The sequence below is a fragment of the Mycobacterium sp. BMJ-28 genome, from assembly GCF_054404835.1.
Genome location: NZ_CM136783.1, coordinates 24219 through 49411, shown reverse-complemented (window position 1 = coordinate 49411; position 25193 = coordinate 24219). Strand labels below are relative to the sequence as shown.

The window sequence follows — 25193 nt, the reverse complement described above, 5'->3', positions numbered from 1 at the left end:
ATCCACCGCCGCATCCGATTTACGGTGTCGCGATGGTCGACGACGCGCCGGCACACAACTCGCTACCTGCCGGCTCCTTTCGGTACCTCTCCGCATCGGACACCTGGGAGTGGTCGGATGAGGTGGCACTCATGCACGGCTATCAACCGGGGAGCGTCACCCCGACCACCGAACTGATGTTGGCGCACAAGCATCCCGACGACCGCACCACGGTGGCCGAACTGATCGAAGAAGTGCGACTGCACGGGGCCGCGTTCAGCAGTCGGCATCGCATCGTCGACGCGTCCGGCCAGACCCGCCTGGTGGTGGTCGTCGGTGATCGCAGTTTCGACACGAACGGCGCACCGATGGGCACCGCCGGCTTTTACGTGGACATCACCGATGGATTCAACGCCGACATGCAGCAGGAGATCACCGCCGAGCTGGAGTCGATCAGCAAGCGCCGCGCGACCATCAACCAGGCAGTCGGCATGCTGATGCTGCGCTACGGACTCAACGCAGGGCAGGCCTTCCGGGTGATGACCTCGCTCTCGCAGAACGCGAACATCAAACTGCGGGATCTGGCCGAGCGGCTGGTGGCCAAGGCCCAGGAACTCGACACCCCGTTGCTCACCGGCAGCGCGGCCATGCTCTTCGACCAATGGCTGAACGCTTCCGGCCGGCCAGGTGACGGCAACTCACGCTCGGACGAGGCCGCAGCGCAGAACTGACGGCGCCGATCAGGCGCTGCGGCCCGCGCCGGCCTTGTGCGTGATCTGGACGATCGGAACGTGCAGTTCGGCCGCGGCGAACGCCGCTTCGAGGCTTTCGGTGGTCGGCACTTCGCCGACGGTGTCGAACCGTCGCAGCAGCCGTTGCACCGACGGGGACGGGATCACGGTCCACCGCGTGTCCGCGACCTCGCACCGGGCATGCAGCAGCCGCAGCGCCTCCAGTCCGGACACCGACATGTAGCGGACGCCGCGCAGGTCGACGATCATCGAACAACACAGCATCGCCCGGTCCAGCACGATGTCGATGAGACGCTCGACATTCGCGGCGTCGACGACGCCGTCGACGGTCACCACCGTGACGGCCGGGTCGTACCACTGGGTTGCGACCGTCATGACGGTCTGCGCGCGCCGGTGCCCGTCGTCCCGATACTGCACCTGTGCCATAGGCCACTTCCTGACAGTGAGGACGCCCGGGCCGGCAGACCAACTGCCGTCCCGAACATCAGCGGGAACAAGTCAGCTGTTGGCTCAACCACAATCAGAATAGTGACCCAGGACACATTTGACGAATCGGCCTTCGAGCACTTCGGTTTGCGGACCAGTGCCTCGCCCGCTCTGTCATAGCGGATGAACAGGTACGCCCGCCACGGGTCCGTCATTCAGCCATTAGCCCCCGCGGGCGGCGTCGCGCACGCAGATCGGCGGCTGTCCGCAAAACGAACGCCGACGTCGGGCACGGACAGCTCCCGGCGGTAGTCTCAATGCACATGCAGTGTGCGTCACAGCGTGGCCAAGGAGTGACAACTCCCATGTCTCCACGATTCTCCGAATAGTTAGCGCTGCTACTATATTTGTGCTATGGGTCGGGAAGCGTTGAGCGACAATCTTGTTGAAACTGCCGTGCCGAGTATTGAAGAATACGTTCGCGCCGACGGCACCATCGTCATACCAGATGGCGTCACGCTGACCTCTTTTCTGGACCGCAACCGCGCCGCTTATGGCGAAGCGCCGTCCTATCGGTTCCTGGACTACTCGCAGGACGCGGACGGCCGGGCCATCGTTTTGAGCTGGAACGCACTCTGGGCCAAAGTCAGCGCAGTGGGCGCACGCCTGCAGCAGGTCACGTCCCGCGGAGACCGGGTGGCGATCCTGGCGCCGCAGGGCGTGGAGTACGTGGCGGCGTTCTTCGCGGCGATCCATGCGGGCAATATCGCGGTGCCGCTGTTCGCGCCGAGCCTGGCCGGGCACACCGAACGCCTGGCCGCCGTGCTGGCCGACGCCAAACCCACCGTGGTGCTGACCACCACCGCCGGGTCGGAGGCGGTACGCAGTTTCCTGCGCACCCTGCCCGCCGCCGAACGGCCCCGGATGATCGCCGTGGACGCGGTGCCCGACACGGTCGCCCAGACCTTCACACCGGTGCCCCTGGCCACCGATGACATCGCCTATCTGCAGTACACCTCGGGCTCCACGCGCACCCCCGCCGGGGTTGAGATCACCCACCGCAATGTCTGTACGAACGTCCTGCAGATGGTGCTGGCCGGCGACCTGGACATGGGCGTGCGCAGTGTCAGCTGGCTGCCGCTGTACCACGACATGGGCTTGATCATGATCATGTTCCCGGCGCTGTGCGGCGCACACATCACGCTGATGGATCCCATGGCGTTCGTCCGCCGGCCGTACCGGTGGATCAAGCAGCTGGGCATCGAGTCCGCCTATGGGCGCACATTCGCCGCCGCGCCGAACTTCGCGTTCGAGCTCGCCGCCGAGCGCGGACTGCCGCCTGAGGGCGACACCCTGGACCTGACCAATGTGGTGACGCTGCTCAACGGCTCGGAGCCGGTGACGCTGTCGTCGATCGAGAAGTTCACGACGGCCTTCGCGCCGTACGGCCTGCCACGCAGCGCCATCAAGCCGTCCTACGGGATGGCCGAGGCGACGTTGTCGGTGGCCAGCATCGCCCCGTCGGCCACCGCCGAGGCGGTGTACCTGGATCGCGCCGAGCTCAACGACGGGCGCGCCGTCGTGGTGGCACCCGACGCCGAGGGTGCGGTGGCCCATGTGTCCTGCGGCCAGCCGATCCCCAGCCAGTGGGCGGTGATCGCCACCGCCGACGGGGACGAGCTCGCGGACGGCAGCGTGGGCGAAATCTGGCTGCACGGCAACAATGTCGGGCGCGGCTACTTCGGCCGGCCCGACGAATCGCTGCGGGTGTTCGGCAACAAGTTGCAGACCCGGTTGCGCACCGGCAGCCACGCCGATGGCGTGCTGGACAACGGATTGTGGCTTGCCACTGGCGATCTCGGTGTCTACCTGGACGGGGAGTTGTATCTCACCGGCCGGATCAAGGACATGATCATCGTGGACGGGCGCAACCACTACCCCAACGATATCGAGACCACAGTCAGCGCCGCCTCGCCCGCGGTGCGATCGGGTTACGTTGCGGCGTTTGCGGTACCCGGAACCTCGAGCGAGGAGCTGGTGATCGTCGCCGAGCGCGCCGCCGGATCCGGCCGGGCCGAGCCTGGCCCGATCGTCGAGGCGATCCGGTCCGCGGTATCGCGACAGCACCAGGTGCGCGTCGCCGACGTCCGGATGGTCGCCGCCGGGGTCATCCCGCGTACCACGTCGGGCAAGCTGGCCCGAAATGCTTGCCGCACAGAGTATTTGAACGGCAAGTTCGACCGCTGACGGTCGGTGACCGTCAGCGGCCGATCAGCCTGTCAGAGTAGGCTTTTCGCCAGGATCGGCACCGTGATGGTGGCGACGGAACTGGTGAAGTCGCCGTTGGTGACCGTCACGGTGAAGGTGTCGGACTTGACCAGACCGGGGAATAGCGACGCGCCCATGGCCAGTGCCGTCGGCGTGTAGGTGTAGGTGTTGCCCGAGATGCTGACCGAACCGGTGAGCAGCAGTGGCCCCAGCACCACGTTGTAGGTCAACGCCTGATTTCCCGGATTGGACGAGGTCGTCAGCGTGCCGGTGACCACCCCGGTGGTCTTGTTCTGCACCTGGTTGATCGAGCTCGGCTTGCCCGGGGTGTCGTGACTGGCGCCCGAGATCGGCAGCGTCACCGTGGTGGCGGCGCTGGACGTGGTGCCGTTGTTGGCCACCACCGTGAACGAGTCGGTGGTGGTCACTCCCAGATCGGCCGTGCTGCGGGCGATATTGCTCGGCTTATAGGTGTAGGTGTTCCCCGAGATCGTGAGGGTGCCGAACACCGGGCCCAGCACGCTGTAGGTCACCGGCTGACCGTCGGGGCTGGTGGAGGTCAGGGTTCCGGTCACCACGCCACTGACCAGATCCTGCGTCTGCCCCGAGGCCACCGGCTTGCTGGGTGTGTTGGCGGAGGCCGGTGAGATCGGCACGGTCACCAAAGTGGCGCCGCTGGTGTAGGTCCCGTTGCTCGCGGTGACCAGGAACGTGTCGGTGGTGATCACGCCGAGGTTGGCGGTGAGCCGCGCGGCGTCGCTCGGCTTGTAGGTGTACGTGTTGCCCGAAATCGTGAGCGTGCCGAGCAACCCACCGATCACCGAGTAGGTGACGGGCTGTCCCGCCGGATCGGTGGAGGTGAGGGTGCCGGTGACCACGCCGGTCGCGGCGTTCAGCACCTGGTTGGACGCCACTGGATTGCTCGGGGTGGCGTTGCCGGCGGTGATGGGCACGGTGATCAATCCCGGCAATCCCGTCAACGACCCATTGGTGGCCACCACGGAGAACACATCCGAGGTCTGCAGGCCCAGGCCGGCCAGGGCCATGGCGAGCGCCGACGGCTTATAGGAGAAGGTGCCGTCGCTGTTCAGCTTCAACGACCCGAACACCGGGGGAGTGAGGACCGAGTAAGTCATCGATGCGCCCACCGGTGTCGACGAACCGACCTGCCCGGTCACCTCACCGGTGCCGGTGTTGACGCTTTGCGAGATCTTGGTGGGGATCCCCGGGACCGCCGAACTGGCCGCGCCGACCTTGACCGAGTAGATCGCGTAGTTGGCCGCGATGCCGTTGGACACGGTGACCGTGAACAGGTCGTTGACCGGCACGATCACCGCACCGATACGGGCCGCCAGGGACGGCGTGTAGGTGTAGTTGCCGGTCTTGGCGTCGACGGTGACGGTGCCCAGGATCGGCTTGATGGTCACCGTGTACGTCAGCGGCAGCCCCAGCGGATTGTTGGCGTTGAGATTGCCGGTGACGGTGCCGTCGTTGGGATCGGGTTCGGTGGCCGTCGGGGTGCCGCCCGTCGGCGGTGCGTAACCCCACTCGGTCTGCAGGTCGCGGAACCAGGTCCAGGCCGCGGCCAGGCCAAGATCCAGCGGAGGCAGGGGAGTGTTGGTGTTCAGGCCGAAGAGGTGCAGGAACGAGCTGACGAATTGCAGCACCGGCGCCGCGATCGCCTTGGGGACGGCCGGTGTCGCGGCGGGCGCGGTGGCCGTGGTGAGTGCGCCCGCGGTGTCGGCGGTGGTCAGTGCGGCAGCGCTGAACGTGGTGGCGTTGGCGGTGGCGGTGACCTTCGACCCGGTGGACGGCTTCGCTTCGGCGCCTGCCGCGTCTTCGTCCTTGGCCGACGTGGTGTCGGTGTCCTTCGCCGGCGCGGATGCGCCGGGCTTGGCCGACTGGTCCGAATTCTGTTTCTTGGTACCGGATTTCGTGCCGCCACGGTGATGGGTGGTGCCGGCGTCCGGGGTGGAGGTGTCGGGGGTGACCTCCGGGGTCTTGGTGCCGGGGTCCGTGCCGGGATCGGTCTCGGTGCCGGTGCCGGTGTTCTCCGGCGAGCCGGGGGTGCCCGTGGTCGCACCGTCGGTGGGCCCGGCGGTGCCTGCAGTGGGGTCGGTGACGGGCGCGGTGACCGGCTTTTTCTTTTTCTTCTTCGGCGGGGTGCCGGTCGAGGCTTGGCCGTCGGTGGCACCCGTCGAGGCGGTGGAGTGGCCGGTGGCCGAGGACGACGTGCCGTTGTCGGCGTACGCGATACCGCTGCCGCTGGCCAACGCGGCGCCCAGGCCGAGGGTCACCGCACCGGCACCGAGCCAGGCATAGGGCTCGGGATGACGGGGTGCGGCACGGTGCGCGCCACGTCCTGCGCGCTTGCCGGTGCCCTTGGTCTTGGCGCCCTTGGGCAACCGGTGTCCACCTGCCATCAAAATCCCCCACTTTTGGTCAGAGCGCTGCAGTGACGAGTGGCACAGGAGGCAGCAAGGTGGATATTAACGTCTCCGTTAGCCAGACGTGCGCCGGATCGTCATTTTTGCCGGATTGTTCATCGGGCGTTGTGGTGGGGGCGTAGCCGCGGGCCGGCGAAACGGCCGCAACGTGGTGTTTGGACTTCGACGATTCTGGGCCTGCGGCATCGACACATAAAGGTCCGCAGGATGCGCTCCTTGTGCCGCAGATCACTCTTCGCTGACGTTCGGTTCCCCGGCTGGTTTCCGACTACCCCTTGCACAGTCCGCCCTTGCTGACGGACGTCATTTCGTTTGGTTATAGGGGGATTCGTCGTGGGGGACTTTTTGCCGGGTGACCGGCCGTGGTGGGCTGTCCGGTGGTGGGCGCAGTTAGCCATCACCTTGGTGGCCACATTGGCATTGGTGGTCGGCGGGGTGCACTGGTTGACCCCTGCCCAGACCACCACCGCCAAGGATCTCCCAGCGCCATCGGATGCACAGACGGTGGCATCGGCCGCATCTGCGGCGTTCGCCGGGACCGCCCTGGCCTCCGATGACACGCTGAGCGCCGCGGCGCGCTCGGCGAACATCCCTACTGATCCGGTGGCTGGTTGGGATCTACCCACCACCGACGGACGTCGCGTCCAACTGGTGCTGCCCGCCGGGCTGGGGGCCGCCGAACACACCCCAGACGGTCAGGTGGTCTACCCCGATCGCGGCGCCGGTTTCAGCGTGGTCGCCGAGAACCGCGGCGCGGGTGGACGCACCATCACCCGCATCCCGGGACCCGCCACGAACGCCACGACCGCTTCGGGGGCTGCGACCGCCGACGGGCAGGCGCTGCCGACGGTGCCGATGTTCCTGCGCACCCCGGCGGATACGGTGATGCTGGCCCACACCGACGGGAGCATCACCGTCAATCAGGCCACCCCGGCGGCCACGACCATCGCTACGATCGCCGACCCGCAGGCCCGTGACAGCCATGGCACTCTTGTGCCGAGTGCCTTTGTGACACAGCAGATCCGGCCCGGACTGTATCTACTGGCCCAGGTGGTCCATCCCGACGCCGCCACGGTGTGGCCGGTGTACCTCGACCCGTGCTTCTCTTGCATGCTCGACAGCGTCACCTCCGCGGCTCAGACGGTGGCGGACGCGACCGTGGTCGGCGCCAAAGCCGTCGGCACATTCGTGAAGAACAATCCGCTGGAGTCCGCCGAGATCATTGGTGGCTCGGTGCTGATGGTCACCGGTGTCGGTACCGGTTTCGGGGCCAGCCTGGTCCTGTCAGGAACTACGGGGCTGGTGCAGAAAGCCGCTGCCGCTGATCCGACCAACGAGGTCTTGGCGGCCGCAGGGGACGCCCTGGAAGTCGCCAACTACATCAGCCCGGCTCGCAGCGTGCAGAAAGGGTTGACCGCGGCCGTTGAGCGCGGGGCGCAGAAATTCGGTGATGACGTCGCAGAAGGCGCCCTGCGGGACGCCACAGTGGTTAAACCGGTCACCCCCACCCCCTCGCCGCAGCTGGCAAACGACATCGCGGGCGCCGTGACACCCAAACCCGGTGTGGGCACCCCTGCCGCGGCCAACGCGCCACCGGCAGGCCCGCTGCGCTCACCAGATGGCCGGTATCCCACAGAACTACCGATAGGGCCGGTGCCGCCCAAGACGGACTACCGGCCGCCGAGCTTCTCGCAGCCTGCCGGAACCCGAAACGATTGCGGCCACACCTGCGAGAACCCGGCGACGATTTACAGCGAGGAATGGACCCCCGGCACCTTCAACAACAAGCTGTCCGCGGTCGACGAAGGGCGCGCCCCGGTCACCCTCAACCGCGAAACGGACAAACCGACGATCGATGCCAACCGGTACGGGGCTACCGGCAAGGCGCCCAGCTACAAGTGGTGGCAGCGGGATGAAGACCCGCTTGCTTCCTCCCTTCAGTCCACCGCCAATGGCGGCACCGAGTCGCGCGTCGAACACGTTCCAGCATGGGAAGGTCCGCGAGAATCCGAACAAATTCTCAAGACCTTCAAAGATCAGAGCATCGGGCACGGCGATGCCTACGATCGAGTATTCCGCGGCAACGATAGCCAAGTACGGTGTGCGGCATGCGCGATCGATCGCCGCAACCGACAGGACGCGTCCGCCGACGCAGCGCGTGCCCGCGCTCAAGCCAATGCTCGCGAGGCCAACAACCTCCCCAGCCAGGGCAACGCATCAAAAGCGAACGTCGCCAACAACACACAGGACAGCACCGGTCGCCGTAACGACAAACACGGATCCAACAGCGGTAAGAAAAAGAAGAGCAGAGCACCAACAAAAAACACCGCAAAGGTCAGAAGTAGAAGCGCTCAGTAAGGTCAATTGATCATGTCCATACAGCTCATCGCCCAACTCGAGGTCTTCCCGTCGGACAGCATGGTTCGTATCGAAGACCCGGGACACTCCGGTCCTGATCCCGATATCGCAGGCAGCGGTGCGGACTTCGGGGATCCTGCAACATTCATGGCAGGTCGCCACTCGATTCGAGTCGTCACGATGTCCGCCGATGCTGCCGAGAGCGCCGGCAGAAATGTCATCGTTCGCGTCTACCGGGGTTCCGACCCTGCCGGGCTGGGAAACCTGATCTACTCAGGAATACTCGACCTCACCGAACCCACGTTGGCTATCGGAGAGATGCTGGTTGGTGATGAATGGCTTCATCAGGTGAGCGTGGGCCGAACTGGACCAACCGAGATTCAGGTCTATGCCCAAAACACCATCCCTGCGCTGGCCGATGAGCCTGATACACCTACCGACCTCAACATCCTCCTCGGGTAGCAATCGGCGACGTCGGCAGCACTGTCATTACTGAGCTAAACCGCGCTGTACCATTCGCAGCCGGTCGACCGGGTTATCACGCGATCGAGCGCTGGCGAGACGGCACCTGGGCTTCATTGTGGTCCCAGTCAGCTTCAAGAGGTTCGAGTAATGAGTTGCGACTCTTTTGACGCGTGCCCCGCAGGTGTAACGGGAAGCTAGGTAGTGAAACGCCCAGCGAGGGATGGTATTTCGGGTTTTGGCATGTTTCGGTCTGACGGATGTAGCCATCGGAGGCAATCCGAAGCGACTCGGCTTCGTCAAGCCTTCACGTTCGAACTTCAAATCTCTTTCCCCGAAAGCAACGCATACCCCAACCCCGCACAACTGAGCGACGAGATCAACACCACTGCAAACCCAAGCGCTAGATGGAAGGAGCTGAGACTTGATGGCTCGCACCCCCTGCACCAAGCGGCCGTCCGAGGAACTCAAGACAGTGTCCGTGAAACGATCGCCGAAGGCTTCGATGTCAACGAAACCGATGCCGACGGCCTCACCCCCTGCACGGGGCCGCAACTAACGCGAACCACGAACGTCGCAACGTTCAAGAGCGATACCGCAGACCTCGGGTAGCTCAGGCGAGCGACGCACGTAGATGAATGGATGAGAGGGGCGCGACGAAGTGGGCAAGGAGTACTGGCGTGTTCCCACTGAATGAGACCAGCTGATCCGTGCCCGCCGTTTCGAGCCAAGATCATGCGAGTTGAGGGATCGAATAGGTGGATGTCCAGAGCGTTTCGTACTCTGTGGGGCTGATGTTACCGAGGTAGCTGTGCCGGCGTTCGACGTTGTAGAAGTTGTCGATGTAATCGGCCATGGCGGCAGCCAATTCGATGGTGGTGCCCACTTACGGGTATTGAGCAGCTCGACTTGCATCCGTGCCCAGAACGACTCCATGGCGGCAATATCGAAGCAGTCGCCCACGGTACCGAACGAGCCGAGGAAGCCCCACCGCCGCATGTTCTCACCAAAGCTCCAGGACGTGAACTGACTACCATGGTCGGCATGCAGAATCGTTGGGCCACTGCGGTTTCTGCTATTGACGGCCATGTTGACCGCATTGTTGACCAGGGCGGTGTCGGGGGTGGTGGAAAAGGTGCGGGCGACGATCATCCGCGAGAAGCAGTCCAGGATCGCGCAGCAATACACCTTGCCGTCACGCGCGGGATGTTCGGTGATATCCGTACACCACAGTTCGTTCGGCTTGATGGCGGTGAACTGCCGATTGACCAGGTCAACGGGGGTGTCGACACCAATCAGGTTGGGTTTCCGCCGCCCGGGACGCGGCAACCCGTACAGGCCGTGCTCGGCCATTATCGAGTTGACGAGCTTGTGGTTGACGTTCATCTCGTAGTCGGCCAACAGCGCCGCGCGGACCCGCCGGCGCCCGTAGGTGCCGCGGGAGCGTTGGTGGATCTCGGTGATCGTGTCGGCCACAATGAGGCGACGCACCTCGCGGTCCGGGACAGGGCGGCGCCGGTGATACTGTAATAGAGAACGCGTCAATCCTGTTATCCGGCAAGCAGATCGGCCTGAGTGTCCTCGCGCGATCAGCCCTTCAGTGATCGCGCGTCGGCGTTTTGGGGGCACCACCGCCTGCTCGTCGAACAGCTCGCACGCGTCGCGGGTCAGAGCCAGCTCGGCCTCGAGCGCCGCAATCCGCTTGTGAGCCGCGGCGAGTTCGTCAGCCTCCACACTCGGAATGCCCTCGATGACCCCAGCGTCGATGAGTGCCTGACGTTTCCAACGGAACAGAGTTGCTTCACAGACCCCGGTCTCGACCGCAACGGCAGCCACCCGTTCACCCGATCGCAGCCGCGCGACGATTTGCCGACGGACCGACGATGAGTACTGACGGGGCATGTGACCTCCTGATGATCACTCTGCCCTCTACTCGTATGACCGTGGACCAACAACACGGGTACAGATCTGCTGGTCTCATTCAGTGGGAACACGCCACTGTGGTTGCGGGCTATGTTGACAATGTAGCCGTGGGGGTGGGCGGCGGGGCCAGGCGAGGTAGCCGGCGTCGTCGTCGCGGAACTCGCGCGCGTATGGACGTCGGTCGCCCTGCAGCAACCTTGCCGTTCGGCGGTCAAGGACCGGCTACCGCGGCGGACGCGCCGTACCAGCACCGTCCATGATTCGGACGGGTAGCGGTTTACCCAGCACGTAGTACATCGCCACGCGATGGTGCCCGTCGACGATGTGCAGGTCTCCATTCCAGTCGCGCCAAAGTTTGGTCACGTACCCCTCGCGGATGGGCTCGGCACCGCTCGTCACCCTATCTATGCTGCTTCGTTTCAGTGTTTCCTCATTGGCCTGCAGCGTCACCCCCACAGGCAATAACTCGACGGGGAGCCCATCCCACAGTGACTCATCCACGCTGCGCGCGCGCTCGACGACGTATACGTTATTCGGGTCGAAGCACATCCCGTACTCGTCAGAGCGCACACGCTCGCCGGCAGTCACAGTTGTTGCCTCAGTAGGGGTTTAGCTGCCATCGAAACGAATCACCTTTCACGGGAAACTACGTGTCATTGGCGCCTCACCGCAGCATCTCGACAAGGTGGGGAGAACGACCGTCGCGTGCTAGCCGCCCCAAATGGCCTCAAGAATGTCCAGTTCATCGGTGGGCAGACGATCTTCCCAGACCGCGCGAAACGTGTGGCGGTCGGCTTCGAGCCGTTCGAAGATAATGATGGCTTCGGGCTGATGCACCAGCTGCGAACTATCGCTGTCGCGGTAGCGGTCGAAAATGCCGGCGAGCTTAACCTCATGGGCGTCGGCGAACGTCAGTAGCCGTGTGTCGTACCCGGGGGAAAGGTCACCGGGTAGCGTTTCGGCAATCTCGGACAGGATGATCATGCTCAGCGCGCGGTCGTACTTGACGTCGGCGAACCGGTAGAACTGTGCCTCGGCAGTGTTGATCAGTTCTTGGATGGGATATCCGGCGCTGGACACGATGAGCTTCACACGACGTCTCACCTCCTCATCGAAAATCTCCATCAGCACAGCAAGACGCAGCAGCGCACGCTGTGTTTCAGCATCGGGTTCAACGCCTGGTTTGTACAGCAGCTTGTGCGACATCTCCGACCACACGTTCTGCGCTGCGGTTCGGACCTGAATCTCGCACTCGCCACCGGTGGTTTCGGCGTCGGCTTCCAGCCGGATCTGCATGTGGACGCCGCCGTAGCCGATTTGCTCATGCTCGCGCAATTCCTCGTCTTTATTCTCGATTCGGACTGTCTCATACCGCTCCGACAACAGGTTCACGACTGCGGCGATGTTGTTCGAGTCACTGACGATGATGCGGACGCCGACTTTGTCGGTAACTTGATTCCACGGGTCGGTGTATTCCTTGCGCAGGCACTTGCTCGCGAAGCTGGCAACCTCTTTGGCCCGACCGCTGACCTGGCAGTCCAGCCCGTGCGAGCCCACCAGGGACCGGATCTCTGTTTCGACCCGCTTCGCGGCGAGGACGAACTGCGGGCGCTGTTCCTTGAATCGTTGGCGTGCTTCAGAGATGGCGCTCATCCGCGGCTGTTCAGCCTCTTCAGGTTGTCGACGACCTGTAGTTCGGTGCGGCCGTCGGCGCGCCCGCTGACGCTGACGACATCGTCGGGCGTGTCGGCGGGATAGCTGACCTTGACACCCTGCATGAACTCGTACTGGACGCGGACCAGTTTGGTCAGACCTGTGTCTTTGACGAAACTCCGCGCCACCCCGGCGGTGGCAACCGCATCCTCGAAGGGAGCGCGGTCGTGCAGGTCGAGGTAGCGGGTGGCGAACGATCGTACGTTGATCTCGGTGGAGTTTCCTTGCAGCTCGGCGACCAAGGCGGTTTCATAGCGCATCTTGGTGGCCGGATCCGTGACGTGGGTGTTGATGAAATTCTCTGCTTCTGTGTGGAATTGGCGGGTGGTGATCTTTGGATCGTCGACCAGTGCGCAGCCGAGGAAGGCATCCAGGAAGAAGTCGGCAACTGCGATGCCCCGGGACTGCGGATCGCTGATCCAGCCCCGTAGCGCCGGCGGGTCGGCATCATTGACCATGAACACGGCGACTTTGAACACGCGGGTGCGGCCGGTGAGGAAGAGGTCCTTCATGTATTCGACCGAGAAGGTGGACCGGCCGTCGATCTCGGTCGTGGCGGCGCGGGCACCTTCTTCCTTCTCCAGTTTCAGGACTGCGACGAACGGCGCCGCACTTTGGTAGGTGCCCTCCATGACCACCAGCAGCCCCGGAGACATTGCGCCGGACTGTGCGGCGAACAGGTGCCCGGCTAGGGACGTTGACGCGTCGAGAAGCCCGTCATCCAGATCGGCTAACTGATCTGTGATCAGAGTGGGGACGGGTCGTTCATCGTCGGCGGGCTGGATCTCGTGTTTGGATTTGCTGAGGCTCTCGCTGATCTTGCGTTCGAAGAAGCGTGCGACCTCCGCGTCGAAAGGCGACACGATTTCGCTGAGTTTCGGCCTGACACTGTCGCGATCGCGGGTTACTTTCGGGATCTCGTGGATGACCCACCGCGTCACCTCCATGTTGCCCGTGTCCAGTGTCGCTGACACCCATCCTCCTCTGCGCTGCGTCGATCGCGGTTAGTCGCTAGCTGTGATCATGCATCCCGTGCAGCATTATGGTCAGTCGTGTTGTCTACCGGACCATGTTGGCTGACAAGGCAGTCTGGTGTCTGCGGTGTCTGCGGTGTCTGCGGACTTCTAACACCCGCTGGCCGACCCCCGACTTAAGGACGGGGCGACGCCCGACCTGACGGATACCCGGAACCGATGTCCAACGACAACGCCGCCTCGCCGACACGGGTGCACGCGCGACCGGGCAGTGCGCGCCGCGGCGTCAACGGCCGTGGAATCGTCGATGTCGAAGCCGCCGGCCGGGGGCTCGGCGACGCTTGGTCATCAGCCCCGAGGAAACTTGAAGATCCGCTGAGATCCAGAGGTCTCTGGGGGCATCGGCAGGTCGTGCCGACGTCAGAACCGTAGAGTGCGTCGGGTAGCCGGCCTCTACCGAGGGTGACACCGAGGGGGCGATCCGACGCTGAAAATGCCTGCGACCGCGACGTATTGACACTTCGCGAACGTTGTAGGTTGACTCTTCGATTCGTGAATCGCGCCCGGTCCGGAGTCGCGCGTGAGGAGAGTCCTCGGATGGACAGCGGGCGAGCGATGTTAGGACACCGTGGGCCAGGGCTGAGCCGGAACGTCGCCGGTGAGCCTGTCGACGAGTTCTCGGCCCGCCGTCAGGTGTTTGGGAGCCAGCGATTCCAGAAGCGTTTGCGCAGTTTGAATGTGGAGATCCCCCTCGGCCGAGTCGTCCGTCATCTCGGCCAGCCGCGCTGACGACAGGAAGTAGAGCCAGACGTCACTCTTCGGGTCGTTAGGGTAACCCTCGTCGAGGGCGGACGCGATTCCGACCGATCGGCGGAGCCCGTCCAGGCCCGCTTCGCGGTCGTCGTAACGGGACACCCACAGATCGCAGAACAGCCTCATCGACACTTCCTGGTGCGGCGACGCGCTCTGACTGCGTAACAGACGATTGATGCTCGACGCTGCTTTGGCGCCGGGCCGCCGATTTGCTCCGTGAGTCTGGTTGCGTCGCCACGACGCGATCGCACCAGTCAGCGTTGCCTCCTGGGTCGTCTCCGTGCCGAGAGCAGAGGCGTCGTCGCCCACCGATCGCAGTACGCTGATGGCGTCGCTGAACTGTCCCAGGTGCAACATTGCGTTGCCGGCGCTCAGTGCACCCTGGCCGCGCAGAATCGCGCCCACCGCAGTGTCACGGTAATCGCCGGAACGACCAGCGTGTACGAGGTGCAGACCGCCGACTACACGGTCCATAGGCGAAGCGGCCGAGGTCGCGGCCCACATGGCTTCGTCGATGGTCATCTGATGGTCGCCTATCACGACCAACTCGAGTCCCACCCCGTCGGGTTGATGGACATTCACCAATTCGTACGGGCTCCAGATCTCATCGCCGAGATCGACGAAATGGAGAGCGAGACTCTTTCGGGCATCGGCAGGCGGCAACATGTGTTCGAACTGCGTGACTTTGACTGCGTCCCTTCCGAACCCGCTTGCACTCACCAAAATACCGATGACAGCGCGATCCGGACGATGAGCCGCGATGTCGGTACACGCGGCTGCGAAACGGACTATCTCGGAGTCGTCGACGTTGGCGCCCCAGGCCTTGCACTCGATCGCGACGGCCGCATCGGGTGACTGACCGAATACGTCGACTTGATGTCGTCGGTAGACGCCCTGGACTCGGACGTCATGAAAAAATACGAGGTCTGCGCCCGGTCGACCCGTGGCGACTTCGTAGAGTTGCCGCGCGTTGCTGTACACGCGACGCTCGAAGCGTCGCCACGCCGGCTCGGAACTGATGTTCCTCACGACCGGTACAGCTCACCCCCTCGATCAAACAGTGCGACCACGGCCTCACCGAGAACACCGTGGTGCTTCCGATAGTACTGACGCTCGCTGCGACGACGGTGCTCGAAGACCCGCCGCCCATCGCCGGCACTGCTTCCGAACTTACGATGACGTACCAGCGACTGACGGCTCGCAATCACCCGTCGGCCACGGGCGATGAGGACCTTGCAGAGGTCCACGTCCTCCCAGTACAGGAAGAACCGCTCGTCGAATCCTCCGACTGCCTCGAAGTCGCTGCGCCGGACGAACATCGCGGCACCGAGCACCCAGTCGCAGGCGTACTCGTGCAGGCCGGGTTCGAGCCGGTTTAGTTGGATGCGCTCGGGCTGTCCTCGGCCCAGAAGAGCTCGCAGCCAGGCGGCCATCAAGCCGAGCGGATTGTGCGGAAGCGCAAAGGCGAATGCGGCCTCGTCGCCGTGCCAATCCACGATCGCAGGGGAGACGACCGCGACATCGGGATCGCCGAGGTGACGCACTAGGCCGCCAAGCGGTGATTCTGCACGCGCGTCGGGATTCAGGAAGAGCAACCAGTGGGAGTCGGCGGCGCGCGCAGCGTCGTTACAGGCCTTAGCGAATCCCAGGTTCGAGCCGCTCGACTTATGGCGAGCGATTCGGCCCGCGTCGAGTAGCGCCCGGATCTCGTCGTCCGTGCGATCGGTGGACGCGTTGTCATGGACGTGGATGACCAAGTCAATCTCACCTCTCCAGACGTCGAGTGACTCAACGCAGGCGCGGAGGTCGTTCGCGGAGTTGTGGGTGACGATGACGACGTCGACGGAGGTCACGCCGCGAGCCTATACGTCGGCGTTCCTCGCCCGTGCCGCAACGAAGCGAGAGGCGGACGACGACACCTTGGACGACGTCCGCCGTCACAGAGTCAACACTCGGGCGGATTCCTGGAGTCACTGCCGCAGATCGCCGGATCAGCCGAAATACATTGTGAAAGAAGATTATTCAGATGTGACCGCGCCGTGACGCGGCACGCCAAACGTGAGTATTCTGAGTAACCCCAACGACAACAACATGTCCATTGTCGTGCGGATCCACGTTGACGACGAGCCCGAGATCCTGCTGCCCGAAGAAGTCGACGCTGAGGATTTCGCGCGAAGGCTGCAACGTCCTGGACCGGCAACGGTCGGCCACCGGTCAGAGTTGCGATTGGCGATCATCACCTAGATCGGACGCACGCCTCGTCGACCGCAAGTTCCGCGCAGACCGTCGTGACGAGGTTTGGTTGACCGACATGACCGAGCACCGCGCCGATGAGGGCAAGCTCTACTGGCGCCGTCAAGGACGTGCACTCCAACAGGATCGTCGGCTACTCGATCGACTCGCGGATGAAGGCGTCACTGGCGGTGGCCGTCGCAGCAGGGCGAAGAACGACTCCATGGTGGCGTTGTCCCATAGGCTCCGACGCCAAGTGACGCTTTTACGCACGTACCTAGATCTGGAAGCCAGAGGTATTCCCGTTTATGTCGTGCCCATCGATCGCGCAGTTTGAACTGCGACTCCCCTCGGTGCCGACGGACCCACATCTGCTCAGAACTGGCGGCATGCCAACCTCACGGTGTCCCAGGATCTGAACGGTCAAGATCTGAGTATCGACCCCAAGACCCTCTAGACAAACCCGGACTCTAACCGAGAACCGCCCGCAGACTCCTTGCCAAGCTCGTCGTAGGATCACACATTCGTCACTCAGCCGCGTTTGGCTGGTCCAGTAACTGCTGCGCAACGTGCTCGGCGAAGGCGGGATCGGCGTGGATGCGCGCCACGACGTCATCGGCGATCTTGTCTACGTCAATCGGACCCAAATGCACTGTCCCCACTGTCTGAGGTGGAAAGCCGACGTCTACGCGTCTGGTGTATACACTCTCGCCGTCATCTCCGTACGCACTCAGAACATGGTCGTAAACCAGCTGGACCTTCTCGCGGAAGACATCGACGGTGTAGGGCGTCTCGGGTAAACCCTCGTCGAGTACGCGGCGGATGGTGCTGTTGACGTCGTTCATCACGTCGACCTTGCGTCGCCAATCCTGGACGAGCTTTTCATGCAGGTGCTTGAGAAGTGTCTTCGCGCTCGCCTGAACTATCTCCCGTTCCTCGGCGGTGAGCACGGGATTGGGTTGAGTTAGGAGGTCGAAGATCGCCAGTTCTTCCTCGGTCATGCCTTCGCGGACCGCTCGTTCCTCTTCGGCCGTGAGAGTTCTTGAAAGCTCGATGAGCCGACGCAGATACTCATCGATATTGACGCTGCCCGCGTTGTAGTCAGCGATCAGCTGCTCAATCCGCTCGACCAGCTCGTAGCGCGTCGGGTTCCGCAACGCGGCCCGGATGGCTTGCTGCCGAAGAAGCTGAGCCATTCTGTCTGTCTCTGCGCGCTTGCGGCCGCCCAATCTCGCTGCGAGTCCGTCGAAATCAATCTGCGATAGGTCGATCAGTGGATCCCGCTCGCGGCCCTCGGCAGCAGCGCGGATGACGTACTCCTCGGCGCCCACTGATCGATCCAACAGGGCGTCGACAGCGTCGGCGACAGCTCCAATGTCAGGTGTCGGCGGCTTAGTGACGTCGTGGATCCGCTCGGCCAACACCCGAATCGTCGCAACGTTCCGTTGCTGTGCCGCGGCTTTCGGGTTTGGAAGTAGTGCCTTGAATAGTCGGCGGACCTGCCGAGCCTTAACAGTAAAGTCGTTGCGGGTGTGTTCGTCCACCAACAACGCCTCGACCGCGGCGTCCCGCTTGGCAATGTGGTCGAAGCCTTCGGCATCGCGCACTGCGATCAAGTGAACACCGACGCCCGCACAGAAAGCGATCAGGTCTGCGACGACAGCGTCGAGTTCTCGCGCGAGAGCATCGATAATCTCGATAGGCGATTCCCCTTCCTTGGCTGCGCCGTAAACGGCGAGGGCCTTCTCCAAGTTCCGGAAGACTCCGACGTAATCGACAATGAGACCGTTGTCCTTCTCCGGGAAGACTCGGTTGGCGCGGGCGATTGTCTGCATCAGGGTGTGGTTCTTCATCGGCCTGTCGAGGTAGATCGTCGACACGCTCGGGGCGTCGAAGCCGGTCATCCACATCGCGCACACGAACACCAGCCGCAGCGGGTCATTTGGGTCTTTGAACTTTTCGGCGAGGTCTTCGCGGTTCATCCGCTCGCGGTGGGGTCGGATGTCGAGGCCGAGGTCGTCGAGCATCTTCAGCTCATTCTGGCTTTGGGAGACCACGACTGCCATGTCGGTGGATTCCATCAGCTCAATCCGCGATGCCAGCCACGGACGCTCCAGCTCGGGCAGCGCGTCGTGCTGGCGTCGCAGATCGGCGAGGTGCTCGGCCCAGGCTTCCTGGACGAGGTTGTGCATTCTCACGGCCGCGGCTTTATCGAGGCCGACGTACATCGCCTTGCCTGAGAATCCGCGTCCAACGAAGTGTGAAACGAGGTCTTGTGCGAGGGTCTTCAGGCGTTCGGGACGCGTCAGCAGGGTGTACTGGGTACCGAATTTGCGTGCCAGCGCACCCTCCGCGTCTTCATCGAGCTCGGCTTCCTCCAGGAGCGCGTCGAGTTCATCGGCGAACTCGCCGTTCGTGAGTTGTAGCTCTGGGATGCGGTTTTCGTAGTAAAGGGGGACCGTGGCGCCATCTTCGATGGCGTCGCCGAAATTGTAGATACTGACGTAGTCGCCGAACTGCTGGCGGGTCGCCTGCTCTTCGCCAGCGATCAGTGGGGTTCCGGTAAAGCCCATCATCGAGGCGTTGGGCAGCGCGGTTCGCATGTTGAGCGCGAGGGTGTCGTACTGGCTGCGGTGTGCCTCATCGGTGATGACGATGATGTCTGACCGCTCCGACAAGACCGGCATCTGGCGTTCACCCTTGGCTGGCTGAAACTTCTGGATAAGCGTGAAGACGTAACGGTGGTCGGCCGCCAGTAGTTCACGCAGATGCGCTATGGAGTCCGCGTGGACCCGTGCTTCGGGCGGCATCGCGCCGGCGTCAGCGAACTCTCCGTGGAGTTGCGTGTCGAGTTCGGTTCTGTCAGTGACCATTACGAAAGTCCACTTGCCTCGGACATGACGGAGCACCTTCTGGGTGAACCACAACATCGATAGACTCTTGCCCGACCCCTGGGTATGCCAGAAGACGCCGAGGCGTTTGTCGTGCACAGCGCGTGCCCGTTTAAGATTGTCGATCGCAGCGGTGACGCCGAGGTACTGGTGCGAACGCGCGAAGATCTTGATCAACCCGCCAGGACGCTCCATGTAAGCGACGAAATTCTCAAACAGGTCGAGCAGGTTCTCAGGATCGCAGGTGCCGCGCAAAGCTGTCTGCAAGGCAATCTCGCCGCGAGTTCCGAAGGCATCGACGACCTTCCAGTCCGAGAAGAAGTCCCATGGCGCATACGTCGATCCGACTTTCGCCTCACTCCCATTGGACAGCAGAACAAAACAGTTCGATACGAAGAGCTGCGGGATGGTGTCGCGATAATCGGTCACGTTGTCGTCGTATGCCGACTTGACTGGCGCATTGGGCTCTTTGAACTCGAGTACAACCAATGGCACACCATTGGCGAAGAGAGCGACGTCAAGACGGCGGCTGTGCAGTGGGCCTTTGACCCACATTTGCTGAACCGCAAGCAGATCATTGTTTAGGCGGTCTCGCAGATCGAGGTATCGCAAAGTCTCAATCCGCTTGTCTCCGTTGTCATCTATCCACTCTGTCTGGTAGCCGTCGCGCAGCAGGTCATAGACTTCGCGGTTGGCGCGGACCCGATCCATCACCGAGCGGTCCTTCGTCAGCGCCTCAATCGCCTCGTTGATCGCGAGATCGGGGACGAATTCGGCGTTGATTCTTCGCATCGCTAGGCGCAGGCGATGGGTCAGGATCACATCGTGCTGAGAATCACGTCCCAGGGTGCCCTGGGCCCCGAGGATTTCGTGGAATGCATCGAGCGGGGTCCAGCCCAGCTCTTCCAACAATTCCATGCTGGGCTTCTCGACGTAATCGTACTCCGGACCCCTTGCCATCATTACGCCACCTTTTCTCCGGTCACGGCGTCAAGGTCGAGTGCGGACACATCAAGCTGGCCAGATACTAACTTTGGCAAGAGGAGGTCACGTAGCGTCGCGAGGCGATGGTTCTCGCGTTCCAGACTGACGGCCAGATCAGTCAGCGGCAGAGCCGAATCAGAGTACAGGTGCTGGAGCCTGCGCGGCGGAATGATGATGAGGAATTCGCGCAGCAGTCTCAGATTCACATGAGGAACTCCAGCACTCATTGCTTGCGCGATAAAGCGCTGTGTCACCTGCTCTGAACACAGTTGTGCGTACACAAAGTACGGAGCCACGCGCTCTTTGTCGACCGTCACTTTCATTTGGCTTTGCGAGAGCACGTAGCGATCGAATCGGGCTCCAGGTGGAATACGGCCAACTTGACCCAAAGTCCCGCGCTGAGTGACCAGGATGTCGCCTTGCACTGCCGTGGCCGATCGAAGCTCGGCTGCTTTGGCCTCCGACACAAACACGAAGTCGGTCTCGTCAAAGCCACCGCCGACCCGAAGGTTCGCTCCGCGAATCACCGGAACCCCGTCGGCCTGGTAATCCTTCCTCCCCAGCTTTGAACCGAAAGGTCCACTCGCCGTGGAGTATCGCTCGCTGGACGCTACTGAATGGACAGTGCCGACCGTCCACCCGTCAGGTATCGGGCCGAGGGCTGAGTCGACGAGGGGGACGTCTATGTGGCCGGGGTAGCGGAACTTCACGAACCACTCGCGGTAGATGGCTCGCGACATCTCCTTAAGCACCTCCACCCGCCGCCGGCTGTTTTCGATCAGGTCGTCGATCGCGTCCAGGATGACTCCGACGGCCTCTTGCGATGACCTCGCCAAAAGTGGAACCTCAACAGCCTTGAGCTCCGGCTGGCGAATTCCACTCACCGTAGTTCCGCTAGAGCGCCGACCAAGCGCCGCTTGGGCTTGCGGAGACCGTAGGTAGTGGAACAAGAAGCTTGGATCGACTTTGCTGGCGTCCGGCCGAAGCAGAATCACACGCTGTGCAAGCGCAATACGTGGATCGCTAACGCGCGCAACCTCCCCGAGCGGGGCCTCGGTGGTGATAAGAATATCGCCGCGAGCGGGAAGGCCCCGGCGCATCCATGCATCGTACTCATTCTCTGCGATGTACTCTCGCGGTTCCGCCAAGATGGTTCCGCCTTTGATCACCTTTGCGGTGATTAAGGGCACCCCCGACTTCGTTTTTGTTGGTGTCTTACCCCTGTAGTCAATGAGCGTCTCGATGAGTTCGCCGACAGTCGATTCCGCTGTCATGCTTCGAGAATCCCCTGAACAGCCGCATCTACTTGGCCACGCAGACTCACTGCATCATCGCTGAGACGGGTGAATTCCTCGTACAGCTCTTCGAGTTTCGCCGCAAAGTCCCCATCGTTTTCCGCCACGACCGTGGAACCGGTGTAGCGGCCGGGGTTCAGACTCCACCCCTGCTCTTCAATCTCGGAACGCGTCGCAACCTTGCAAAGTCCGGAAACGTCTACGTACTTGCCGTTGGGGAAGTGCTCCTTGAGCAGTACTTCACTGCCTGCGACGGTCTCAACGGTTTCGCCTCGGTAGAGACGCACGACATTTGCGAGGAACTCGACCTGTTCCGCCGTGAATTCGCGGTGGGCGCGGTCTATCTGCCGGTACGTATGCCGCGCATCAAGGAAGAGCACGGCGTCCTCGCGCTGCGTTCCTGCCTTGGCCTTGTCCAAGAACCACAGCGTCACTGGGAGAGTAACCGTATAAAAGAAATTGGAACTGATTGCAACCATCACGTCTACCGCACCAGATTCGACGATCTGCTTACGGATTTCCTTTTCCGAATGCCCCGCGTCACCCGCTGAGTTGGCCATGACGAAGCCGGCGCGGCCCTTTGGCCTGAGCGCCGAGTAGAACTGCTGAATCCAGAGATAGTTGGCGTTATCAGGTTTGGGAATTCCGAAGGCGAAGCGCTTGTCACCGGCGATCTGATCCTTCTTAACTTTGTCGACGTTGAAGGGCGGATTGGCCATTACGTAGTCGAAGGCGCCGACCGCCTTGTGTGGGTCTTCGTAGTAGCTGTTGGCTTGCCGGATATCACCAGAAAGCCCGTGCAGTGCGAGGTTCATCTTCGCTAGCGGGACGGTGTCCTCCGTTTTCTCGGTACCGAAAACCGAGAGCTTTCGCGTTGCTGATTCATTGTGGCGCTCAACAAATTTCGCGCACTGGACGAACATTCCGCCGGATCCGCACGCAGGGTCGAAGACGCGACCGTGAAACGGCTCAAGAATCTCTACGATGAGCCGGACGATCGAGTAGGGCGTGAAGTACTCGCCACCGCCCTTGCCTTCTTGCGCGGCGAAGTTGGAGAGGAAGTCTTCATAGATGAAGCCGAAGGCGTCACCTTCGATCTGCGTGGGTAACGGCGCAAACAAGCGCAGCAGCTCGATCAGAGTCGAACGCTCGAGCTTCTGGTAGCCACGCGGCAGGATGTCCTTGAGTTCGGGGTTGGCGGCTTCGATCGCCTTGATCGCCACATCGACTGCCTTGCCGATGTCGTCACCCTCCGGAAGGTCGTTGAGGTACGACAGGCGCGATTCCTCCGGCACGAACAACACCGACTTCGCCTTATAGTCAGCGGCCGTCGCAGGGTTGCGAGCAGACGCCTTTGCCTCGACCTCACCACGGACAGCCTCGAAACGGTTCTCCGCGTAAGCGAGGAACACCAGGCCGAGTACTGGATTCCGGTACTGGACCGGCGTCAACTTAGAGTTCGCTCGCAACTCGTCAGCGGCGGCCCACAGCGTATTGCGCACCTTGGCGAGGTCAGTTGTCTTCAACCTGGTTCCGTTCTCTCAGTTCGAGGCGCCTCGCCCACAAACACAGCACTGACCGTGCTTAAGGTGGCCGTGACGTGCCCGCGCGAGCACAAGTCTGAAACAACTGCGAGCACCGACAGCCGTCCAGCGCGGATCATCGCACAGCTGTGGTACCGGTGGGGCGGGGGTGCCCGGGTTCCAAACACGGTGTCGAAGGCCCCGGGTTGCGATGCGGGCAGAGGGCCTTGCAGAACCGCTGAACGATCTCGCTGGGGACTTGCCCAACTAAATCCCGCAGCGGACGATTTGCCAACGTCCACCGCCGCTACCCACCAAAACACAAAGGTCACGACCCCTTTCGAGTTCGTGACCTTTGTGGTCGCAGTTCATAGAACCGCTCATTGTGGGCGAAGGGGGACTTGAACCCCCACGTCCCGAAGGACACTGGCACCTGAAGCCAGCGCGTCTGCCATTCCGCCACTCGCCCGAATGACCGCGCAACCGTATCACCACTGCGGCATTCGCCTCAAACCGCGTGATCACAATCAAGATCACCCGCGCTGACCTGCCGCTAACCGATTCTCAGAGTTCTGTTGGTCACGCATTGACGCACTTGGCCGATAACATGCGTGTGAGCAGTGTGGCCAGAGCGACACGCAACGCGGGGGCACAGCACGACGACAACAGAAGGGGCGGTGATATGGGCCTGGCGGACCGTATCGAACGTCGCCTCGAGTCGACAGTCGGCGACGCTTTTGCCCGGGTCTTCGGCGGATCGATCGTTCCGCAGGAGGTCGAAGCCCTGCTGCGGCGCGAAGCCGAGGCCCACACCCGCCAAGTTGGTGGTGGCCGTATTTTGGCCCCGAACGACTACATCATTACGCTCAGTGCAACCGACTACCAGAACGTGAGCGCCGATCCGGAACGGACGTCGTCAACTTTTGCCCGGCACCTGCGAGGTTTCATTCATGACCAGGGTTGGCAAACGTATGGTGATGTGGTCGTCAGGTTTGAGGCCGCATCGACGCTGCACACCGGACAGTTTCGTGCCCGCGGCGCGGTCAACCCCGACGCGACCACCGGCACGCCCGTCCCAGCACAGCACGACCGCCCGTCCACCGCACAATCAGGAGTACCAGCGATGACCGACAACCCGAGCTACCGCGGCCAGGGACAGGGACAGGGACGGCCCGGCGACGACCAGTACGACGAGCGTCACCGCCCGCAGGAGGAGCCGCGCGGCGGTTACCCGCCGGAGCAGGGTGGCTACCCCGCCGAGCAGGGCGGCTACCCGCCGCGTCAGGGCGGCTACCCGGACCAGGGTTACCCGCCACCGCCGGCCCAGCCGGCCCACGAGCAGCGCCCGCCGGCCGGTTACGGCCAGCAGCCCCCCGCCGGCTACCCCGATCAGGGTTACCGCCAGCCGCCGCCGGCCGGTTACCCGCAGCCGCCGGCCTCGCCGCCTCCGGGCTACGGCGAGTACGACTACGGCCGCCCGCCGGCACCGCCGCGCCAGGATGAGGGCTACGGACGCCCGCCCGCTCCCGCAGCGCCGCCCTACGAGCAGCCGTCCTACCCGGACCAGGGTGGTTACCCCGACCAGGGCGGCTACGGTCGCGCCGACTACGGCCGCCCCGAATACGCCGCGCCGCCTGCCCCGCCGGCACCGGACTACGGCCGCTACGCCGAGCCGCAGGCCGCACCCGGGTACGAGCCCGGCTACGGCGAACCCGAGGGTTACGGGCAGGGCTACGGCCAGGGTTATGGCCAGGACTACGGACAGGGCTACAGCCCCGAGCCGGCAGCCCCGGCGCCGGGCGCATACGGCGGCTACGCCGGCGGGGCGGCCACCGTGACCCTGCAGCTCGACGACGGCAGTGGCCGGACCTACCAGCTGCGCGAAGGCGCCAATGTGATCGGCCGTGGCCAGGACGCCCAGTTCCGGCTGCCCGACACCGGGGTGTCGCGCCGTCACCTGGAAATCCGCTGGGACGGTCAGGTCGCGCTGCTGTCCGACCTGAACTCCACCAACGGCACCACCGTGAACAACGCCCCGGTGCAGGAGTGGCAGCTCGCCGACGGAGACGTGATCCGGCTGGGCCACTCCGAGATCATCGTCCGCGTCCACTGAACGGCCCGAGCTGGGGAGAGGCGGAGCACTTCGCCACACA

The 25193-nt window shown here is 63.2% G+C and carries 17 protein-coding genes, 1 tRNA gene and 1 pseudogene; 7 read left to right on the top strand and 12 right to left on the bottom strand.

Translation table 11 applies throughout. The annotated features are described in order from the left end of the window. Positions 1-32 precede the first annotated feature (32 nt). Positions 33-710: a PAS and ANTAR domain-containing protein gene (locus tag ACXPWS_RS00210; RefSeq protein ID WP_458710506.1), complete on the top strand. Its 678-nt coding sequence runs from the start codon at positions 33-35 to the stop codon at positions 708-710. 9 nt (positions 711-719) lie between these two features. Here ACXPWS_RS00210 and ACXPWS_RS00205 read toward each other — a convergent pair whose 3' ends face one another. Beyond that, positions 720-1157, bottom strand: coding sequence for an STAS domain-containing protein (locus ACXPWS_RS00205; RefSeq protein WP_458710505.1), 438 nt, complete (start codon positions 1155-1157; stop codon positions 720-722). A gap of 414 nt (positions 1158-1571) precedes the next feature. Here ACXPWS_RS00205 and ACXPWS_RS00200 point away from each other — a divergent pair, with 414 nt between their 5' ends. Then, positions 1572-3404 (top strand): fatty acyl-AMP ligase, encoded by a 1833-nt coding sequence (locus ACXPWS_RS00200; protein ID WP_458710504.1) that lies wholly within the window; start codon positions 1572-1574, stop codon positions 3402-3404. 32 nt (positions 3405-3436) lie between these two features. Here ACXPWS_RS00200 and ACXPWS_RS00195 read toward each other — a convergent pair whose 3' ends face one another. Continuing rightward, positions 3437-5848 (bottom strand): VCBS domain-containing protein, encoded by a 2412-nt coding sequence (locus ACXPWS_RS00195; protein WP_458710503.1) that lies wholly within the window; start codon positions 5846-5848, stop codon positions 3437-3439. 675 nt (positions 5849-6523) lie between these two features. Here ACXPWS_RS00195 and ACXPWS_RS00190 point away from each other — a divergent pair. Continuing rightward, entirely contained in the window at positions 6524-8230 is a 1707-nt protein-coding gene (locus ACXPWS_RS00190) for a hypothetical protein (RefSeq protein ID WP_458710502.1), read from the top strand. Positions 8231-8242: 12 nt separating this feature from the next. Then, on the top strand, positions 8243-8692 hold the full coding sequence (locus tag ACXPWS_RS00185; RefSeq protein ID WP_458710501.1) for a hypothetical protein: 450 nt from the start codon (positions 8243-8245) through the stop codon (positions 8690-8692). Between the two features lie 555 nt (positions 8693-9247). Here ACXPWS_RS00185 and ACXPWS_RS00180 read toward each other — a convergent pair. The 6 genes from ACXPWS_RS00180 to ACXPWS_RS00155 form a co-directional block, all read right to left on the bottom strand. Then, the gene (locus ACXPWS_RS00180; RefSeq protein ID WP_458710500.1) at positions 9248-10528 is read right to left on the bottom strand and encodes an IS3 family transposase; all 1281 of its coding nucleotides are present in this window, start codon (positions 10526-10528) and stop codon (positions 9248-9250) included. A gap of 309 nt (positions 10529-10837) precedes the next feature. Further along, positions 10838-11203: a hypothetical protein gene (locus ACXPWS_RS00175; RefSeq protein ID WP_458710499.1), complete on the bottom strand. Its 366-nt coding sequence runs from the start codon at positions 11201-11203 to the stop codon at positions 10838-10840. 120 nt (positions 11204-11323) lie between these two features. Further along, the gene (locus tag ACXPWS_RS00170; protein ID WP_458710498.1) at positions 11324-12268 is read right to left on the bottom strand and encodes a GTP pyrophosphokinase; all 945 of its coding nucleotides are present in this window, start codon (positions 12266-12268) and stop codon (positions 11324-11326) included. After that, a complete protein-coding gene (locus ACXPWS_RS00165) occupies positions 12265-13275 on the bottom strand; it encodes a nucleoid-associated protein (RefSeq protein WP_458710497.1) in 1011 nt (336 codons plus the stop codon). The genes ACXPWS_RS00170 and ACXPWS_RS00165 overlap by 4 nt, the downstream gene beginning before the upstream one ends. Positions 13276-13920: 645 nt before the next feature. After that, positions 13921-15144, bottom strand: a complete 1224-nt coding sequence (locus ACXPWS_RS00160) for a hypothetical protein (protein WP_458710496.1) — start codon at positions 15142-15144, stop codon at positions 13921-13923. Next, positions 15141-15968, bottom strand: coding sequence for a glycosyltransferase family 2 protein (locus ACXPWS_RS00155; RefSeq protein ID WP_458710495.1), 828 nt, complete (start codon positions 15966-15968; stop codon positions 15141-15143). The genes ACXPWS_RS00160 and ACXPWS_RS00155 overlap by 4 nt, the downstream gene beginning before the upstream one ends. A 238-nt stretch (positions 15969-16206) precedes the next feature. Between ACXPWS_RS00155 and ACXPWS_RS00150 the strand changes: the two genes are divergently transcribed. After that, the gene (locus tag ACXPWS_RS00150; protein ID WP_458713789.1) at positions 16207-16359 is read left to right on the top strand and encodes a hypothetical protein; all 153 of its coding nucleotides are present in this window, start codon (positions 16207-16209) and stop codon (positions 16357-16359) included. Positions 16360-16408: 49 nt separating this feature from the next. Next, positions 16409-16544: pseudogene (locus tag ACXPWS_RS00145) on the top strand (IS3 family transposase); the annotation flags it as partial. Positions 16545-16874: 330 nt separating this feature from the next. Here the strand turns inward: ACXPWS_RS00145 and ACXPWS_RS00140 are convergent. The 4 genes from ACXPWS_RS00140 to ACXPWS_RS00125 form a co-directional block, all read right to left on the bottom strand. Continuing rightward, positions 16875-20156 (bottom strand): type I restriction endonuclease subunit R, encoded by a 3282-nt coding sequence (locus ACXPWS_RS00140; RefSeq protein ID WP_458710494.1) that lies wholly within the window; start codon positions 20154-20156, stop codon positions 16875-16877. Between the two features lie 44 nt (positions 20157-20200). Next, positions 20201-21496 carry a restriction endonuclease subunit S gene (locus ACXPWS_RS00135; RefSeq protein WP_458710493.1) on the bottom strand — a complete coding sequence of 432 codons (1296 nt, stop codon included), beginning with the start codon at positions 21494-21496 and terminating at the stop codon, positions 20201-20203. After that, positions 21493-23043 carry a type I restriction-modification system subunit M gene (locus ACXPWS_RS00130; protein WP_458710492.1) on the bottom strand — a complete coding sequence of 517 codons (1551 nt, stop codon included), beginning with the start codon at positions 23041-23043 and terminating at the stop codon, positions 21493-21495. The genes ACXPWS_RS00135 and ACXPWS_RS00130 overlap by 4 nt, the downstream gene beginning before the upstream one ends. Before the next feature lie 383 nt (positions 23044-23426). Continuing rightward, positions 23427-23509 (bottom strand) — tRNA-Leu (locus ACXPWS_RS00125). 213 nt (positions 23510-23722) lie between these two features. Between ACXPWS_RS00125 and ACXPWS_RS00120 the strand changes: the two genes are divergently transcribed. Then, on the top strand, positions 23723-25153 hold the full coding sequence (locus tag ACXPWS_RS00120) for a DUF3662 and FHA domain-containing protein (protein WP_458710491.1): 1431 nt from the start codon (positions 23723-23725) through the stop codon (positions 25151-25153). The last annotated feature ends 40 nt before the right edge of the window (positions 25154-25193 follow it).

Coding starts and splice junctions, on each gene's coding strand:
- ACXPWS_RS00210 (WP_458710506.1), top strand. CDS start 33: ATGGTCGACGACGCGCCGGCACACAACTCGCTACCTGCCGGCTCCTTT.
- ACXPWS_RS00205 (WP_458710505.1), bottom strand. CDS start 1,157: ATGGCACAGGTGCAGTATCGGGACGACGGGCACCGGCGCGCGCAGACC.
- ACXPWS_RS00200 (WP_458710504.1), top strand. CDS start 1,572: ATGGGTCGGGAAGCGTTGAGCGACAATCTTGTTGAAACTGCCGTGCCG.
- ACXPWS_RS00195 (WP_458710503.1), bottom strand. CDS start 5,848: ATGGCAGGTGGACACCGGTTGCCCAAGGGCGCCAAGACCAAGGGCACC.
- ACXPWS_RS00185 (WP_458710501.1), top strand. CDS start 8,243: ATGTCCATACAGCTCATCGCCCAACTCGAGGTCTTCCCGTCGGACAGC.
- ACXPWS_RS00170 (WP_458710498.1), bottom strand. CDS start 12,268: ATGAGCGCCATCTCTGAAGCACGCCAACGATTCAAGGAACAGCGCCCG.
- ACXPWS_RS00165 (WP_458710497.1), bottom strand. CDS start 13,275: ATGGAGGTGACGCGGTGGGTCATCCACGAGATCCCGAAAGTAACCCGC.
- ACXPWS_RS00150 (WP_458713789.1), top strand. CDS start 16,207: ATGTCCATTGTCGTGCGGATCCACGTTGACGACGAGCCCGAGATCCTG.
- ACXPWS_RS00140 (WP_458710494.1), bottom strand. CDS start 20,156: ATGGAATTGTTGGAAGAGCTGGGCTGGACCCCGCTCGATGCATTCCAC.
- ACXPWS_RS00135 (WP_458710493.1), bottom strand. CDS start 21,496: ATGACAGCGGAATCGACTGTCGGCGAACTCATCGAGACGCTCATTGAC.
- ACXPWS_RS00120 (WP_458710491.1), top strand. CDS start 23,723: ATGGGCCTGGCGGACCGTATCGAACGTCGCCTCGAGTCGACAGTCGGC.